The organism is Streptomyces sp. NBC_01591, assembly GCF_035918155.1.
Taxonomy (GTDB): Bacteria; Actinomycetota; Actinomycetes; order Streptomycetales; family Streptomycetaceae; genus Streptomyces.
The window spans coordinates 928,204-945,768 of record NZ_CP109328.1 but is presented as its reverse complement, the minus strand read 5'-3'; the positions used below and the strand labels follow the sequence as shown (position 1 = coordinate 945,768).

Here is a 17,565-nt window from a genome sequence, read left to right as displayed (position 1 = left end):
TTCAGCCCCGACCCGGGCAACGACCCCGCGCACCGAGAGGAACACCACCGCTGTCTGGCCTTTCGCAAGGTCCGGCACACGATCCTGCGTCTCATCGGCGGCCACTACCGGCGCCCCGGGGGAACCCACCGCTCCTGTAAGCGCCGATGCGGACCCGCGAGCGCCGTGCGTTGAGCGTCTCCTCTCGGCGACGCCACGCACAGCGCTCGCGGGTTGGCGGCTTCGTGTCGCGACAGGACCGTCGGATCAGCCGATCAGGGTGTCCTTCAGCCAGGGGGCGATCACGGCCATCGCCTCGCCGAAGCGCGAGATAGCGCAGTGGCCGGTGTCCGGGATCAGTTCGACCTGGGTGTCCCGGCGGCCCTCGAACACCAAGGTGTCGTCCAGTGGGACGTGGACGTCCTCGGTGCCGTTGACCACTAGCATCGGCCCATTGGCGTCCTGGTCCAGCAGCGGGCGCAGGTCGAAGGCCGCGAAGGCCTCCTCGCGCTCGGCCGTGCTCGGCATGGCGTCGAAGCCGAGGGCGTTGCCGACGATGCCGTCCATGCCGAAGGCGAAGCCGCGGTCCGGACCGAAGGAGCGCTCCACCGGGCTGCCGAGCACCACAGAGGCGTCCACCGCCGCGGTCAGCCCGGTCCGGGCGGAGTAGTAACCGCCCATCGAGATGCCGAAGTGGCCGACCTTCCCGTTGCCGATCGTGCGGGCGAAGGAGACCAGTCCGGCAATGACCTCGGCCCCGCCATCCGGGGTCATTGGCAGGTGGGCGGTCTCGCCGGTGCCGACGATGTCGAACAGCAGCAGCCGTACCGGCAGCGCGAGCGCGAGCTGCTCCCACATGCCGTGCAGGTCGGTCTTCCAGGAGTCCACCCCGCCGCTGGCCAGCACGACCGGCGCGTCGGCGGGCAGGCCGGGGGCGGCTATCAGGTGGATCGGCAGGGTGGCCTCGCCGCTGCGGTACGGGACGGTGAGCGTGCGGCGCTCGAACTCCACCGGGAAGCCGGGGGCGGCGAGGGCGTACTGCTCGACCTGGCGGGCGAGCGCGGTGCGCTTCGGTTCATCGGCCAGTGAGGGGAACTTGGCCCAGCCGTACGCCTGCGCGGCCTGGCGGTGGCGCCCGGCCTCGGCGTGCCGGGCGGCGAGGGCGGACCACTCGTACACCCAGCTGCCGGGCCGGTCGGGCCACATCTCGGTGACGGCGGCGCGGACCGCGTCCACCTCGTCGACGGGGAGGCCGAGGGTCATCTGCGGGTAGCGCTCGACGAACAGGTCCTGTGGGTTCAGGGGCCAGGTGAAGGACATGGTGATGCCTCCTGTACTTAAAGCCGAAACTCTTGCATTAGCGACTATGCGCCCGAGCAGCACTTAATGCAAGCCTTCCTGCGTTAAGGTGGTGGTCGAGGTGATCGACACATGACTGAGGAAGAACCGGAGCCGGTCCGCCGCCGCCCTGGCGGCCGCGCCGCGCGCGTCCGCCAGGCCGTTCTGGCAGCCGCCATGGAGGTGCTGGCCGAGGAGGGCATCGCGCGGCTCAGCATCGCCGAGGTCGCGGCCCGTGCCGGGGTCAACGAGACCACGGTGTACCGGCGTTGGGGCAGTCGGGAGAAGCTCGTGCTGGACGCCATGCTGGTCGGCAGTGACGAGGGCATCCCCGTCCCCGACACCGGAGACGTCCGCACCGACCTGGCCGCCTTCGCCCGCGCGCTGGCCGAATACCTGGCCACCCCGACCGGCCGCTCCGTTGCCCGGGAGGCCTCACTCAGCTCCGAGGACCCCGACCTCGCCGCGGCTTGGCACACCTTCTGGCAGTCCCGCCTCGATCAGGCCAGCGCCATCATCAGCCGGGCCGTCGAACGCGGGGAACTCCCGGCGGACACGGACGCGGCCCTGGCACTGGAACTGCTCTGCTCCCCGCTCCAGACCCGCTCCCTGCTCGGCCACCGCCCGATCGAGCCGGACCTGCCGGAGCGCTTGACGGACTTGGTACTGGACGGTCTGAAGGAGAAGAGATAGGGGCTACCCCCGGAGATACGCCTGCCCAGCCTGACCGGTCGCGGTCACGGTCACGGTCACGGAGAGGCTGTCGCCCTCGCGGGTGACACCGATACGGAACTGGGCCATGCCACCGGACCCCGCTGCGCGCAGGGCGTCGAACACGGGCAGCAGGGACCGGTGGTTCGGGAGCGGCTCGGTGGAGGAGTTCGCAGACAGGCTGCCACACCCGGTGGTGCGGAACGTCGGAAGGACCGGGGCCCGGGACCGCCTGAGCCCACCGGGCTGCCCAGGCGGCCCGGTGGGCTCAGCGGTAGGTCACGACCAGGACGCGGCCACCAGCGAGCGTTCCGCAGCCGCCAGGTGCACGGCCGAGGCGAGCCAGGCCCTCGCGTAGGCGTCGGCCGAGGGGTCGGTCAGGCGGCCGAAGGTGTCGCGGGGGCGGCGGCCCGCCTCCGTTGTCAGGGCCTGTGCGAGGTGGGCCGCTACGCCGAGTTCCGCCCGGGTCAGGCGGGCGGAGAGCGAGGCCGCATCCGTCCCGCGGCCCGCCTCAGCCACGGCACGGCGACCGCCCGCGACGCCCGTCTCCAGGAGGCGCCGGACACGCCACAGCGGTGCCTCCGCCAGCGGGTCGGGGCCCGCGGTGACCGGCCCGCAGTCCGCGGATCCTGCCGTCTCGCGGGGGAAGTGCTCGCCCTGGAGCCGGTCGTATCCCAGGTCGGCACGGCCCTTCCACGCGTCCGGCAGCCGCAGTGTGGCGGACGCCCCTGGCACCGGCCCGACCGCCAGCGGCCGGAGCGTCGCCGCCTGGTCCAGGTCGGGACGGCCGAGCACACGCAGGGCGAGCCCCGGGTGTTCGGCGATCCGGCGCAGGTTGGCGGCGTGCGGCAGCTCCGGGTGGGGGTGTGCGGGGCGGAGCCGCAGCAGCGGTCCCTCACCGGCGACGCGGACGAGGACAGAGTCGCCGGCCGCACCGATCACCTCGACGTCGCAGCCCAGCAGACTCGGCGCCGTCCTGCCGGGCCCGCCCGCCTCGGGCGCGCCGTCGGCGAGCACAGCGGCCATCGCCTCCTGCACCGGTCGGGTGAAGAGGGCGGCGGCGGGTTCCTCGGACCAGTCCACCCCGCGCAGTGGCGTCGCGCTGACCCCCCGCCCTGCCCCGAGCCGCCCGTCCGCGGAGACGGTCGCGCCGACGATCCGCAGACCCCCGCGCGCCAGCCCGGCGTGGTCGAGGACGGCACCGCCGAGCGCCACGGACGCGGACCCCGCACCCTTCACGCGGGCGAGGCCACCGGGGCGCACGTCGGACACCGTGTAACCGGCGCCGTCCGAACCGACCAGGTGCGTGGTCACTCCGCCGTACCCCGTCGCGGACAGCACCGGCTCCCGGCACAGGCCGTACACCCGCAGGCTGCCGCCCTGTTCGTAGACCCGGCGCGCGGAGCCCGCCGCATCCGTGTCGGCCGACCCGGATGCGAGCAGGGCGGTGCCGGCCAGCAGCTCACGGAAGGCTCCGGTGAGGTCGGCGAGACGTTGTCCCTCGCTCCGCTCCCGCGCGGCCCTCAGGCTCCGTACGACTCGCAGCGCGGCTGCTTCGGCCCGCGGCAGCCCGGCCAGCCGCGCAGTGTGGGCAGCGCGGAGCAGCTCGGCCTGCACCACGGCGCCGCCCGCCGTGACGCCGGCGGACAGGGCCTCGGCGGCGGCGTCCCACAGCGCCGTGGCGGCAAGGACCTGCGCCGCGGTGAGGGCGGCCGGCGTGACTACCGTGGCCGCAACGTCGGCGGCGGGGGCGGTGGGTGCGGGCTCCTCGGGGCCCGCACCCGTGTCGGAGGCTGTGCCCGAGCCTGCGGCCTTACCCGTACCCGAGTCGTCACCCCCGCCCTCGTCGCCCTCCCCGTCGGCGATGGGTGCCGCGCCCAGGACCGCGGCCCGGTGCAGGCAGCGCGGGGCCAACAGGCAGGTGCACACGGCCTGTTCCGCTTTCGTGACCGTGCCGGACGGGCCCGGGCGCAGCGTGACCGTGGTGTCCTCGCCGAAGTGGACCTCGACCGCCCCGTCGGCCGTGGCGGAGGTCTGGTCGGCGCAGCCCGAGATCGCCGCGTCGAGTTTCTTGCGCAGCCGTGCGCTGAGCTGCTCCACGGCCTCGGCGAGGACGTCGGGGGCGACGGGAGGCAGGAGTTCGGTGCTCAACGGGGTTCTCCACGGAGGCGGTCGCCCACCCAGCGGGCGAGTTCGAGCGGGCTGAGAGCGGCCACCGGCATACCGGCCGCGACGAGTTGGCGCGCCACGGACACCGAGTAGCGCGGCGTGCCGGTGTCATCGAGTGCAGCACAGCCCAGCAGGTGGGTGCCGGAGGACGCCAGGGCACGCACCTCGCCCAGCAGCCCGCCGAGCGGTGCGCCCTCCTCGAAGTCGCTGACCACGACGACCAGCGTGCGGCTCGGCACGGTGATCAGCGAACGCGCGTGCGCGAGACCGGCCGCGATGTGCGTACCGCCGCCGACCCTGACTTCCAGCAACAGCGACAGCGGATCCTCGACCCGGTCGGTCAGGTCGATCACCTGCGTGGAGAAGGCCAAGAAGTACGTGGACAAGGTCGGAACCCCGCCGAGGACCGCGGCCGTCAGCGCCGACCAGATCACCGATGCCTCCATCGAGCCGGAGACATCGACGACGAGGACCAGGCGCCAGTCCGCCTCCTTGCTCGCCCGCGTGCTGAACAGCGGGCGCTCCGGTACGACGACGAGCCGGCCGTCCTCCGTCCGCCGGGTGTGGGCGAGATTGGCCCGCAGGGTACGGGCGAGGTCGAGGCGCACGCCGGGCCGTCGGGTCGGGCGCGGGGTGGCCAGACCGGTGAGCGCCGGGCGCAGGCGGGTGGCCAGCTCCCGGGACAGCTCGTCGACGAGCCGCTTCACCAGCGGGCGCAGCCGGGCGAGTTGGGCCTCGGGCATGCCTCCGGCCAGGGACAGCACCGAACCGAGCAGCTCCACCGACGGGCGTACCGACGCCGGATCGAGCTGCGCGAGCACGTCGGTGCGACCCGCGTCGGCGGCTTCCGCGAGGACCTCCTCGCGTACGTCGGTGCCGAAGAGGGCCTCCAGTTCCTGCGCCCACTCCCGCGCGGTGGGGAAGGACGGGTCCTGACCGCCGCCTTGACCTGGTGCGCCGCCGGCCAGGTCCTGGGCGCCTTCGCCGCGCCCGCGGCCGTAGAGCTCGTCCAGGGCGTGGGCGTAGCGGCGCGCGTCGCGGGTGAGCCGTTCCTTGTGGCGGCCGAGCAGCAGCCGCCAGCGGTCGGCACGGCCGAGCCGTCGGTCCGCGTCGTCCGCGGCGGCGCTGTCCGCTGCGGGTGGGGGTACGGGGCGGGGATTGTCGGCCGAGTCCGAGCCCGGGTCCGTTCCTGCGTCGGTGTCCGCGGCTGGCAGGCCCAGGGCCTTCAGCGCTGCCGATCCGGCCGCGTCGGCCGTCGCCCACAGGGCGAGCAGCTCGGGCGGGGCGTCGAGTGACAGGTCGAGCCGGTCGCCGAGCCGCTCCGTCACGGTGGTGAGTAGCCTGTCGCGCGCGGCCGGGGCCAGCGTGTCGAAGCCGCCGCGCAGGGCCGGGAGCCGGTCGAGGAAGTCCTGGTCGGTCAGCGCGTCGATCCGGTCCATGAGCGCGGCGAGCGCGTCCGGGGACGCTTGGAGCAGGGGACCGGCGGCTGTGAGCAGCCCGGCAAGACGCTTCGCCAGCGCCCGGCGCGTGTCCGGAGCCGTGGCCCCGTCGATCCAGCCGGCCGTACGCTCGCCCAGTGCGGCCGCGTCGTCCAGGTCGAGCAGCACGCGTACGGCCAGGGCCGCGCCCTGGATGAGCGGGGAGCCCTCGGCCGCCAGCTCGGCGAGCGCCCGGTCCAGTCGCAGGCCCAGATGACGGGCGGCCGTCCGGTCCGCCAGCGCCACCAGCGCCCCGGCGTCGGCTCCGCTGTCGCTCCCGGCGAGGCCGGGCAGGGCCCGGACCGCGGCGTCGAGGAGTTCCTCCGTGAGGGCGCCGGCCGTCGTGCGGGCGTCCTGCAGCGTCTCGGGGTAGTGGCCGCGCCGCAGTCCCTCCAACAGGTCCAGGGCCTGGAGGAGCTCGGGCAGGTCGGCGCTGTCGGGCAGCACGACGGATGCCTCGTGCAGGCGTGCGTCGACCAGTTCGGGCAGGCCGCAGCGCGCGGCGGCGGTCAGCCCGGTGAGGATCTGGGCCGGGGTGGGGCCGCCCTCGGCGGCCTCGTGGCGCGCGGTCGCGGCGAGCGTACCGGCGGCGGCCTGGGCCGCGGTCACCCCGCGCACGCCCGCGAGGTCGAGGCGTGCGGGCACGGACGGCGTCCACGTCAGACGCCACCTGGTGCCGAGCGCGGTGCCGTCGCCCGTGCCCGCCACGTCCAGGGGTTCGCCGTACGAGGCGCCGATCACCAGCAGCCGCTGGAGCAGCACTTCGCGGCGGCCGTCCAGCGGTGAACGGAGCGGGTCGAGGCGCAGGTCGCGGCGGTCGGGGTCGTCCGGTCGGGGCAGCCGCAGTTCCGCGAGTTCGGTCTCGACCGAGGGGCCGAGACCGGACCGGGGTGCGTGCGGGCTGATCCGGCCGCGTGCGGTGCCGACGAACACGGCCTCCAGCGCGCGGGCCAGGGCCCGGCCCCGGCCGAGCGGTTCGCCCTGGCCGAGGACAGTGGTGACGGCCTCCAGGAGTTCGCCGCGTCCGGGCGCGGGCAATCCGCGCAGGGCGGCCAGGTCGCAGGCCAGGCGCAGCGTCTCGGCGCCTTCGCCGGTCCCCGCGGTGTGACCGTTGCGGCGCATTTCGCGGCACAGGCCGGTCACCGCGTCGGCAGCCGCCTCCCGGATCCGTTCCGGATCGCCGGCGGCGGTGAGCACCGCCTGCTGCCACAACGGGTCGCGGATTCCAGCCGGGTAGCCGGACCGGGAGTCGAGCAGGTCGAAGGAGTACGGCACGAGCGAGGTCACCGCCGAGCCGTCGGTCGCTGCGGCGCCCACTCCCCCGGCCCTGCCGGCCGCCCAAACCCCTGCCGCGTCCGTATCGGACCCCCACGTGCGGGGCCCCGCACCGCGCGGGGCGGCCTCGGACGGGACGGCCGCCCGCCCCGTAGCGCCGGAGACGCCTGCCGTCCCGGCCCCGGCCTCCGTTCCGGCATCCGCCTCCGTGGACGCGATAAGCGCGGGTGCGTGGAAGGCGCCGATCACGGCTGCCACCCGACGCCCGTCCGCCGAGGCAGAGGCGATCACTTGCCGCATCCGTTCCTCCCGCGCCAGGTCGGCGGCGGGTACGACGGCGTCGGCGCGCAGGGCCCAGCCCACGCCCAGTGCGGCTCGGCGCACCGCGTCCGGGGCGCACCCCGGAGCCAGCACCTCCACCGCGCGGTCCCACAAATCGTCACCGTCCCGGCCGGTCCCGGCGGCGGCGAGCGCCTCGGCGTACGAGCGCCGCACCCGCGTCGTCCCGTCGCCGGGAGCAGGGTCAGGACTGGCGCCGGGACCGGTGTCGAGCGCACCCGTGGCCCCCAAGGGCGCATCGGCCTCCGGACGTACGGCCTCGCTCCCGTCCCGCTCGCGCACCGGCCCGAGTGCCCCCGCCGACCAGCGCGGGTCGCCGAGGGGAAGGTCGCAGCACACGACCTCCACCCCGCGATTTCTGGCCCAGCGGACCGCGGCGAGCTCCGGTGAGAAGTCCGCGAACGGGTAGAACGAAAGCCGTCCTCCCTCGCCCGCCCCGGCCAGGGCGACCGGGGTGACGGTTTCGGGGTCCGCCAGGTGTTCCAGCCAGGGCCGGAAGTCGGTCGGCAGCTCGACGCAGACCACCTCGGCCCGCGCCTCTTCCAGCAGGGCGGGTACCACCGCGGCCAGCGCCGGACTGTGGTGGCGCACTCCCAGCAGGTACGGCACACGCGATGCGGCCAGTGCGTCCACGGCCGTCCGTGGATCGACGGTCGTCAACGCAGGCTCCCGCGCAGGTCCCAGAGCCGGCGCCACATCGCCGAGCCGTTCTCGGCGCGGCGGCGCACCGGGCCGTCCCAGTAGCCCAGCAGCCGTGCGTGGTCGGCGGGGTCGTCCTTGCGGACCACACCGAGCAGATGTCCCGGCAGCAGATCGAGCACGTCCTCGGCGGGCAGGTAGGCGGCCGCGACCCCCAGCGACGCCGCCACCTGGACGGCCTCGGCGGTGGACATGACCGTGCCCGGCCGCTCCACGTCCCAGCCCTCGTCGGAGCGGCCGGAGCGCAGGTCGCGGAAGACGGTGACGAGGGCGTCGAGGACGGCGTCATCGACGGCGAAGGCCGCGCCCGCCCGCTGCACGGCGGCGACGGCCTGGCGGCGTATCAGAACCGCCTCGGCGTCGGCGTCGGCGATCGGGTCGACGGTCTCGAAGTTGAAACGGCGCTTCAGCGCGGCCGACATCTCGGAGACGCCCCGGTCGCGCAGGTTGGCGGTGGCGATGACGGTGAAGCCGGGGGCGGCGCGGACGACCGCGTCCTCGGTGGAGGTCAGCTCGGGTACGGTGATCCGCCGGTCCGACAGGATGGAGACGAGGGCGTCCTGGACCTCGGGCAGACAGCGGGTGATCTCCTCGACCCGCACCACCCGGCCGGCCCGCATGGCGGCGAGGACCGGGGAGTCCACCAGGGCCTGCGGGGTGGGGCCCTGGGCGAGCAGCAGGGCGTAGTTCCATCCGTGGCGGAACGCGTCCTCGGTGGTGCCCGCCGTGCCCTGCACCGTCAGGGCGCTGGTCCCGCTGACAGCGGCCGCGAGCAGCTCCGACAGCATCGACTTGGCCGTGCCGGGCTCACCGGTGAGCAGCAGCCCGCGCTCTCCGGCGAGGGTGACCACACAGCGTTCGACCAGCGCGCGCTCGCCGACGAACTTCGGGGCGATCACCAGCTTCGACGGCAGACCGGCGCGACGCCCGGGCAGGGCCAGCTCCACGCCGTCGCTGCCGCAGACGAACGTGACCACCGCGCGAGGAGTGAGCGCCCAGCCGGGCGGCCGCGGCCCGGGGTCCTGGGCGGCGAGGAAGGCGAGTTCGACGGCGTGGCGCTCCTCGGCCGGCTGGCCCTGCCGGACGGGTGCGGTCTGTTCGGTGGCGGTCATGCGGGTTTCCTTCGTCATGGTTCGACAGGTGTTCTTACGGGTCGGGGACCGGCGCGGCGCACCCGGGGACGGGCGCGCCGCGCCGTGCTGACTACGGGCGGCCGGTCAGCGGCGGCTCAGGTGCCGTTCGGCGGCGCCTCAGCGGCGCCTCAGCGGCGCCTGGTACGCCGCACCTTCAGCTCCTCGAAGCGCGGGAGGTCGCCGTCGAGGATCCGCTGCCAGGCCCGGGCGAACAGCTCCGCAGCCGGTTCGGTCGGCACCAGGGTGCCCAGCACCGGCCGGCCGCCCGTGGCCACCCCGTACATCGGCAGCTTCCACTGCTCGACGGGCAGGACGGGCGCCGACTGCTCCGCCCAGGCGCCCGGCAGGACCAGCGAGCGTCCCGCCCGGGCCCGTACGCCCGACACCACCAGGTCGGTCTCGGCCAGTTCGGCCCGCGCCGTCTTGAGACGGGCCGGCTTCCACCCCGTCCATCGCGCGGTGTTGCGGTCCGTCGGGTCGGGCATGGCCAGCAGCATCAGGTACAGCGTCGCCGCGTCGGCGGTCAGACCGTGTGCCTCGGCGACCTCGGCCACCCGCTCGGGCACCGAACGAGACGGATCCTGCGGCCACCACAGGCCCTCGTCGTCCGCCGTGCCGGCCACGGGCACGCCCGGGTCGGCCAGCAGCCGTGCGAACGCCGGGTCGTACGCCCACCGCAGGGCCGTCTCGACCCCGGTCGGCTGCTGATCGGCGCCGCGCAGTGCCACCAGGTACGGGTCGGAGCCGGTGGAGTCCAGCAGGGCGGGCCGTACGGCTGGCTGGGGCTGGCCGTCCTGCGTGGCCATGAGCACCGCGCCGTACCGCTCGTGGTCCGGTGCCGTCTCCGTCGGGGCGCCGGCCACCTTCCGGAAGTCCGCGAGGCTCGTGTAGTGCCCGGCGGAGAGCAGCAGTTCGGGTGCCGCAAGACGCTGCCGCACGGCGGTCAGCGCACTCGGCAGCGCCGCCCGTACCGGATCGCCGGCGGGCAGCCGGTGGGCCAGCCAGGCCGTCAGGCTCATCGAGCCGACCAGCACCGCCGAGGTGAACGGCGCATCGGCGGGGGACGCCGTCGCCGGGTGATCGTCCTCGATGCGCCACGGGACGTCGACGCTGAGCTCCGGCGACGACGCCGGTTCCAGCAGCGCCGGGAGCGCCCGGTGCACGGGCCAGCCGCTGCGCGCGGCGCGCGCGGCCTCCGCCGCCAGCCAGTCGGGCACCTGCCGGCGCCGTCCCACCTTCTCGTTCCACACGGCGGCCGCCGACGCCACGTCCGGGCCCTCGCTCCACAGCCGGGCCGGGTCGTCGGGCAGGAGCGCCGCGAGCACCGCCCGGCGTACCTCGACCGGGAGCGCGCGCAGTTCGTCGCGGGCGTGTCCCGCCTCGGCCACCTTCAGCCCGAGCGTCTTGCGCAGCTCGGTCGGCAGGAAGTTGTTCTCCCAGCTGTCCACGTCGGGCATGCCCGCGAGAACGATCCGGGCCAGCGCCCGGGACACACCGGTGAGTCGGCTGAACTCGTCGGCGGCCCCCGGCAGGAAGGGCACCGCCTCACGGGACTGCGCCTCCCCGAGGAAGCCGGTCAGCCAGTCGGCGCCGCGCAACCGGTCGCCCACCGGCGCGTCACTGCTCACGGTGTAGGGGCCGGGCACCTCGACACGGCCGCTCGGATCGTGGAGCAGCGCGCCGAACTCCCACCCGTCGTCGACACTGGAGTTGTGCTCGGTGATGCCGAGCAGAGCACCGCCGCCCAGGGGCAGCACACTGCGGTGCGCGACGTTGCGCCGCTGGCCGTCCGGCGTGTGCAGGTGGGGCGTCGACAGGCGGACCAGGACCCGGCGCCAGTGACCGGCCGAGGCCGCCGTCGAGGCCAGCCCCAGCGCGTCCACCCGGCCGAGGACTTCGAGCAGGGCTGCCCGGTGTGCCGGTTCGCTGCCGGGCGCGACGGCCCGGTAGGCGATCGCGGCCGGCTCGTCCAGGAGCGAGACGAACGGCAGTCCCGAGTAGGGCAGCGACGGGAGATCGAAGTGCAGCCGGCCCGGCAGCGCCGTGGCGGCGGTGTCCGCACGCACGGACGCCAGAGTCTCCAGGTATCGGAGGGTCACGTCGGTGTCCGCGCCGTACCGGTAGTAGCCGGTGTTGACGATGCCGTGCAGCGCCTTGGCGAGCACGTGGTCGCTCGGTCCCTGGACCCGGACCTCCGTGGGCTCGGCGGCGGGGTCGAGCCGTGCGGCCACGGCGTCCAGGGCCTTCTGCTGCCGCACCGCGAAGCGCAGCACCTTCACCACGCCGGCGACCAGCTCGGGTGCCGAGACCTGCGGCAGCGCGGCGCTCACCAACTCGGGCAGGTCCGCCACCCGCTCCGCGAGCACAGCCGCCTTCAGCAGGACGCCGGCCGACTCCGCGTCGGCGCCCCGCAGCGCCGCCGACCCCTGCGGATCTCGCGCGCGCAGCATGTGCAGGTACGGCAGCGGCGGCAGGGCCTGAGCCGCGGTCCCGTACAGCTCGTTGCGGTGGTCGCACTCGGCCGACATCGTGACCGTGCCCTCCGGGTCGCTGAGCAACAGCTCGCGCCACTGCTGGGTCAGCGCCCGCGGCCGGTCGTCGCCGGGGAACGTCAGCGCGGCGACCAGCCTGTCGGCCCCCTTCGGAAGGGTGACGACCCGTCCGGTGGTGTCCTCGCCGTGGTGGCCGCCGTCGGACAGCCGCACGACACGCCAGCCGAGGAGCCCGTCCGCGGACGTCCCCTGGGCCGAACCCGCCACCGCCGGGGCGGGCCGCAGCCGGCACGAGCCGGCCGCCAACTCGACCCCTGGGGCGTGCCGCAGCAGCGCGTCGGCGAGGAAGCCGGGCTGCGAGCGCCGGCCGTACGCACCGCCCACGGGGTCGTATTCGAGCCAGCCGCCCTTGTCCTCCCCGTCCCTGTCCTGCCACACCCAGTACGACGTGCCGTCGGACAGCAGCGCGCGCTCCGCGGGCAGCTTCGTGTCGCCGCTGTGGAGGACCCCGCCGCCGGTGGTGCGGCCGCCGCCGGGCAGCTGCAGGCTGAGGTGGTCCGAACGCATGGCCCAGGAGCCGGCGCCGATGCCGGCGAGAGCGAACACCGTGTCGGGCGCGGTGTGCCAGTAGCCTTGCGGCTCGCCGCGACCGTACGTGCTCCAGAACACCAGCAACGCACCGTCCACGTAATGGAAGCCCGTCCGCCACACGGACGTGGTGGGTAGCCGCAGATCGTGCACGAGAACGGTGGAGTCGGCATCGATGACGCGCACCTGCGTCGCGTTGGCGACGATCAGATACGGCCAGGCCTCGACGACCGTCAGACCCTCGGTGGTGTGGTGCCCCGGTGCCAGCTCCGTCAGCGCCTCCTCCCACGCCGGCCAGCGCAGCTCCTCCCACAGACCGCCCCGAAGCGTGCGCGCCACGGCCTCGCCGAGATCGGCACCGGCCGCGGCCGCGACCTCCTGCGGCGCGAGCGCGAGAGCCTCGGAGGGCAGCCACGAAAGCCGCTCGATCGCCTTCGGCAGTCCGGGCAGCCCGGCCGCCACCGACGAGGCGGCCACCTCGCGCATCCACTCGGTGAGCATCGGGCGGCCGCCGGGCGAGGCGGCCAGCCGCTGCATCACGTCCGCACCGGAGGACGCGCTGCTGTAGCTGTCCGCCCCTCGCCCGAAGGCGGGCCGGAAGCGCGGGTCGGCCGCCAGCGCGACCAGGTCCCGCGGCTCCTCGCCGCGGGCCCAGTCCGACAGGTTCAGGGCGCTGCCGCGCTGGTGGTGGGCGGACTTCTCCTCAGGGTCGGCGACCGCGATCTCCAGCGAGAGCAGGAGGTCCAGCAGGTTCACGTCCTCGACACCGATCCGCAGGAACCGCTCGCCCTCGGGCCGCGCCGCCAGACCGGCACGCAGCCGGCCGGCCGCCCGCTCGACCAGATCCAGCAGGGCGGGCGGCGTCGGGCGCGGCCCCCAACCGCGATGCCGGGCACCGTGAAAGCGCTCCAGCCAGCCCGCCGCACCGTCGGAGCACTGCTCCTCCTGCGGCAGGCCGGCGTCCGCGAGACCGGCGTCGGCCCCCGACTCCGCCATGATTCCCAGCCACAGCTCGGTCATATCCCCGTTGTCCCCGGGCGGGGTCATCGACAGCAGCGTGCCCCGCACGGACGGAACGCGCCGGGCCAGCGCGACCAGCGCGCCGCGGTGCGACTTCCACCAACCGGCGGCGGCCCGCAAGGTGGCCGGCAGCGGAAGGAGCTCGGCGAGGTAGTCCTGCTCCGCCTCGTTGCCGGACAGGGCCGCGGCGCGGGCGAGCCGCTTCAGCTCCACCGCGGCCTGGGCGGACGGCGCGAGACCGCCGGCGGTCCGGCGCACGCACAGCCGCCGGAACCGCTCGTACGCCTCGACGGGCGCAAGCCGGGCCGACAGGTCCTTGCCGTAACCGGTCAGGACCTTCACCGGCAGCGCGCCGGCCAGGGCGAACTCCAGGAACAGGGCGTCGAGCCGGTCCTCGTCGACCGTCAGCCCGTGCTGCGCCTCGCTCGTGCGGGCACGGCCGAACAGCTGGCCGGCGTACGTGCTGTTCTCGACGCCGAGGAAGACCCGCGCGGCCTGCTCGTAGAAGACGGGCAGGAAGTGCGGGACGGCCGAGGCGAGCCGCCCAGCCAGCTCGTGGCAGGCGTCCAGGGCGGCCTTGGGCTTTGTCTTGGCCTGCCGGGCCAGCCGGTCCAGCTCCGGCACGACCGCCAGGGCGTGGTGCCCGTCCTCGGGGTGGTGCACCAGCACCCACTCGGGAAAGCCGAGTTCCTGGCGCCGACCGAGACCGACCACGGCCGGCTCGCCCTGCGGCTCGAGTCCGAGGAAGCCAGCGGCGAGGTCCTCGGCGGGGCCCAGTTCGGCCGCGGCCAGCCGCACGACGACCCGATCCTCGCCGAGCACCGCGTGGCGATAGGCCCGCGCGGTCAGCTCGACCGCTGAGGGGCCCGCACCCCGCACGTCGGCCGGGAGGACCGCGCCTGCCGCGAGCAGCTCCTTGTTGTCGTTCCCAACCGTCCCGGTCACGCGTCCCCACCCTCTTCGATCGTGCGGCCGGCGTACAGCGCAGCGGCCATGCGCATCCCCTCGGACCAGGCCACCGGCCCGACCTCGGTCAGCCGCACCGCGCGGCCGTCCTCGTCGTGCCAGCTCAGCCCGCCGGTCTCCGACTCCCCGTCCCAGTACGGCTCGCCGATCCACACCGACGCCTCCGTGCTGCGGCCCCCGTCGCGTACTTTGCACGTGGCGTAGCCACCGGACACCCGGTAGCCGAGGCCTGTGGCACGTGCCGCGAGCCCGAACCGCGAGGCGAACTTCCCGCCCGCGTAGTCCCGTATCTCCGTCGCCGTCTCCGGACGCCCGGCATCCGGCCCGTCCGGCCTGGTCCAGGTCGCCCGGTGGATCTGCTCCACCTTCTGGGTGATGCCGAGGTCGGCCGCGAAGTCCCGTACGTCGTCCAGGTCCGGCAGGAGCACGGGGTGGGGAAGCGTCACCGTGCGCGGCGACAGCCGCACGGTCTCACCGTCGAGGTCGACCACCTTGAGCTCCCCGTCGCCGGTGACGTCCCGCAGGAAGCCGACCTCGTCCGGATCGTCGCCCACGACGGCCATGTCACGCAGCGCCGCCTGCCACGCCTCGTCCGGCCACACCCGCGCGATCAGCTCCGTCGGAACCGGAAGCGACGACACCATCCAGGCATCCACCTGAGCCACGCACAAGGCCGCGTGCCGGTCCAGCCACTCGGCCAGCTGCCTCAGCCGGTCGACCTCGGGACTGTCGCGCAACGCCTTCGGCAGCGCCTTCAACTGCCGCCCCCCGACTCGCCGTGCGACCACACGCCCGTCCTCGAGGGTGATCTCGTACCCCTCACCCGCTGCCAGCCACGCCATCAGCCGTGCCCCTCCGCCTGTCCATCAGATGTCAGCGCAGCCCGAACCAAGGGCCACGAAGCCCCTGAACTGCGATATGAGGGGAGACTAACGAGGGCCACTGACAACGCAGGTTGGTCCGCGGTGCCCTCGCGGCGGCCTGGCAGGGATCTTGGTGCTGCCGGGGACGGTAGGCGTCGCGCCCGACGGCGGGAGACGGTGCGGCCGACGGAACGTCAGCAGGGCGCTGCCCGGCTGCGAGCAGGACGCTGGCCGAGTGGTGCCTCCGTACGGCGGGCCGGCTTCGCGGCACACTCTCCACGTCGACGGCTGGTATGAAGACGATGCCGACTTCATGCCGGTCTGGGGCGCTCGGGCGTTCTACCTCGACGGTGACCGCACCTACTGCCGGATGGACGACCTCGTCGTGCTCGTCGACATGCGCACCGGTGCGGGGCAAGCGCCGACTCGCGAACTTCGACGAGTTCGCCCGCATGATGGAGATGGCGGCCGTCGAATGAGGGTCGACGAGTCGTTGAGCGCCGCGCTCGTCGCCCTCGATGCGACAGCGTGTGGGGCTCGAAAAGTCGTCGTTGCTGGTCACGCGGCGTATCGATACTCGTTGATGCCGCCGCCGAGGAGCCTGGTGCGGAGCAGGCTTCGGTCTTCGGGGTCGTGCACGATTGCGGGCTGCTCGGTCGTCCTGCTACGTCGACTACGCGCCTTCCTTCGGGCGCGGCCCGTTCGGTCACTACATCTGCACGGCCGTCAACGACGGCGTGCTCCACGGGCGGCCCCACAACTACACGCTGGCCGACGGGGACCTGCTGACCCTCGACCTGGCCGTCGCCAGGGGGAGGGTGGCCGCGGACGCCGCGATCAGCTTCCTGGTGGGCAAGACCAGGCCCGCGGAGAGCGTCGCGATGATCGAGACGACCGAACGGGCGCTCGCCGCCGGCATCGCCGCCGCAAAGCCTGGGGCGCGCATCGGCGACCTCTCCCACGCCATCGGCACGGTCCTCAGTGAGGCGGGCTACCCGATCAACACCGAGTTCGGAGGCCACGGCATCGGCTCGACCATGCACCAGGACCCGCACGTCGCGAACACCGGACGGCCCGGCCGCGGATACAAGCTGCGCCCCGGCCTGCTGCTCGCCCTGGAGCCCTGGGTCATGGCCGACACCGCCACGCTCGTCACCGACGCCGATGGCTGGACGCTGCGCAGCGCGACGGGCTGCCGGACCGCACACAGCGAGCACACCATCGCCATTACCGACGACGGAGTCGAAATCCTCACCCTGCCCTCGCAGGCACGGCCGTAAGAGAGCCCACCCCATGCCCCTACGGCACGCAGAGGAAGGGCTCCTTGCTCGCGCGTGGGTTACTGCTCTGGCCGGAGGTCCAGCACGCTGCGGCCCGTCGCGAGCACGAAGCTCTCCAACAAGCCAAAGCCCGGCAGGAGACGGACATCTGGAAGCGGCAGTACCAGCACCGGGCGGGAGTCGAGGGCACCATGCGCAAGCAGTCCACCGCTTCGAGGCCCGCCGTTCCCGCTACCGAGGACTCGCCAAGACCCGCCAAGACCTCCCTGCAACACTCCTTCACCGCGGCCGCGATGAACTTCGCCCGCCTGGACGCCTGGCTCACCGGCACCCCCTTCGCACCGACCCGCACCCCACCCTTCGCAGCACTCCGCCCCGCCGGATAGCTCCAGCAGGGCGGAATTAACCAACAGGGTCCGGTCCGGTGCGGGGCTCTTTCTTCGAGAGGTGAGTTGATCGGCTGCGCCGCTCCGCCCTGAGGCGAGCCCCGGGGCGGAGGGCTGCGGTGCTGTCACGACGTGGCCGCCGCACGGACGTTGGGGGCGGCACCGCCATTCGGCGAAGGGTCAGATGCTGATCGTCGGGCTGTAGTAGGTGTCGGCGGTGATCTGCCAACCGACGGCAGTGGTGCGGGACCCGGCGGGGCAGGTGATCGTGCCGGAGAGGTATCCGCCACGCGCCGTGAGGTTCTTCTTCAGTTCGTAGACGCGCTGGCCGGAGCCTCCCTGGCACGTCACGCCGAACGTGCCCTTGACGGCCTTGTACGTCTTGTTGACGAAGTTGACCCGTACCTTGTCCGCGGCGACCTTCTGGATGCACCGCGAGATCTTCACGCCTGAGCAGTGCCATGTGCCGGCGGCGCGGGTTGTCTGGGCCTGAGCGGCGGTGACGGACGTTCCCAGCAGTGCTGCCGCGGCGAGAGCCGTGGCCATCATTCGAGCTGTGTTCTTCACGTTTCCCCGTTGCTTTCCGTGCGTAACAGACCGGCTCCGGCGGGAGTTTCATGCCGGAGCGGCAAGGGCCGAGTCAATCATGGCGGCGGGCCCGCCGGACGTGAACCTGATTTCCGTCCCTGCCGGTGGTGCCGCAGTCCACGGGTCGTCCGGCTGCCACGGGTGAGCTCTGTCTCGCGGGCGGGGTCAGGGGGTGCCGGGTTCGGGGCGGGGGGTGAAGGGGCTGGGGGTGAAGGGGCTGGGGGGCGTTGTCACGTTGTTGGGTGTGTGGGTGTCTGACGG

Annotated in this window: 12 protein-coding genes; 4 read left to right on the top strand and 8 right to left on the bottom strand. The window is 73.9% G+C overall.

Annotation, left to right across the window (positions count from 1 at the left end; genetic code table 11):
- Positions 1-246: 246 nt before the first annotated feature.
- The gene (locus OG978_RS45690) at positions 247-1,299 is read right to left on the bottom strand and encodes an alpha/beta hydrolase (protein WP_326770943.1); all 1,053 of its coding nucleotides are present in this window, start codon (positions 1,297-1,299) and stop codon (positions 247-249) included.
- A gap of 111 nt (positions 1,300-1,410) precedes the next feature.
- Between OG978_RS45690 and OG978_RS45685 the strand changes: the two genes are divergently transcribed.
- Positions 1,411-2,010: a TetR/AcrR family transcriptional regulator gene (locus OG978_RS45685; RefSeq protein ID WP_326770942.1), complete on the top strand. Its 600-nt coding sequence runs from the start codon at positions 1,411-1,413 to the stop codon at positions 2,008-2,010.
- A gap of 3 nt (positions 2,011-2,013) precedes the next feature.
- Here OG978_RS45685 and OG978_RS45680 read toward each other — a convergent pair whose 3' ends face one another.
- The 6 genes from OG978_RS45680 to OG978_RS45655 form a co-directional block, all read right to left on the bottom strand.
- Positions 2,014-2,154 (bottom strand): hypothetical protein, encoded by a 141-nt coding sequence (locus OG978_RS45680; protein WP_326770941.1) that lies wholly within the window; start codon positions 2,152-2,154, stop codon positions 2,014-2,016.
- 153 nt (positions 2,155-2,307) lie between these two features.
- Positions 2,308-4,179 carry a hypothetical protein gene (locus tag OG978_RS45675; protein ID WP_326770940.1) on the bottom strand — a complete coding sequence of 624 codons (1,872 nt, stop codon included), beginning with the start codon at positions 4,177-4,179 and terminating at the stop codon, positions 2,308-2,310.
- Positions 4,176-7,949 (bottom strand): vWA domain-containing protein, encoded by a 3,774-nt coding sequence (locus OG978_RS45670; protein ID WP_326770939.1) that lies wholly within the window; start codon positions 7,947-7,949, stop codon positions 4,176-4,178. Before OG978_RS45670 ends, OG978_RS45675 begins: the two co-directional genes overlap by 4 nt.
- On the bottom strand, positions 7,946-9,100 hold the full coding sequence (locus OG978_RS45665; RefSeq protein ID WP_326770938.1) for an ATP-binding protein: 1,155 nt from the start codon (positions 9,098-9,100) through the stop codon (positions 7,946-7,948). The genes OG978_RS45670 and OG978_RS45665 overlap by 4 nt, the downstream gene beginning before the upstream one ends.
- Positions 9,101-9,249: 149 nt before the next feature.
- A complete protein-coding gene (locus tag OG978_RS45660) occupies positions 9,250-14,166 on the bottom strand; it encodes a DNA-binding protein (RefSeq protein WP_326770937.1) in 4,917 nt (1,638 codons plus the stop codon).
- Positions 14,163-15,029: a DUF4132 domain-containing protein gene (locus tag OG978_RS45655; RefSeq protein WP_326770936.1), complete on the bottom strand. Its 867-nt coding sequence runs from the start codon at positions 15,027-15,029 to the stop codon at positions 14,163-14,165. Before OG978_RS45655 ends, OG978_RS45660 begins: the two co-directional genes overlap by 4 nt.
- A gap of 371 nt (positions 15,030-15,400) precedes the next feature.
- Between OG978_RS45655 and OG978_RS45650 the strand changes: the two genes are divergently transcribed.
- From OG978_RS45650 to OG978_RS45640, 3 genes are all read left to right on the top strand, one after another.
- A complete protein-coding gene (locus tag OG978_RS45650) occupies positions 15,401-15,529 on the top strand; it encodes a hypothetical protein (protein ID WP_326770935.1) in 129 nt (42 codons plus the stop codon).
- Between the two features lie 162 nt (positions 15,530-15,691).
- Positions 15,692-16,330, top strand: a complete 639-nt coding sequence (map, locus tag OG978_RS45645; RefSeq protein ID WP_326770934.1) for a type I methionyl aminopeptidase — start codon at positions 15,692-15,694, stop codon at positions 16,328-16,330.
- 44 nt (positions 16,331-16,374) lie between these two features.
- Complete coding sequence (locus tag OG978_RS45640; RefSeq protein WP_326770933.1) at positions 16,375-16,716, top strand: transposase; 342 nt, start codon at positions 16,375-16,377, stop codon at positions 16,714-16,716.
- 180 nt (positions 16,717-16,896) lie between these two features.
- Here the strand turns inward: OG978_RS45640 and OG978_RS45635 are convergent, their stop codons facing one another.
- Positions 16,897-17,265: a hypothetical protein gene (locus OG978_RS45635; RefSeq protein WP_326770932.1), complete on the bottom strand. Its 369-nt coding sequence runs from the start codon at positions 17,263-17,265 to the stop codon at positions 16,897-16,899.
- Positions 17,266-17,565: the final 300 nt, after the last annotated feature.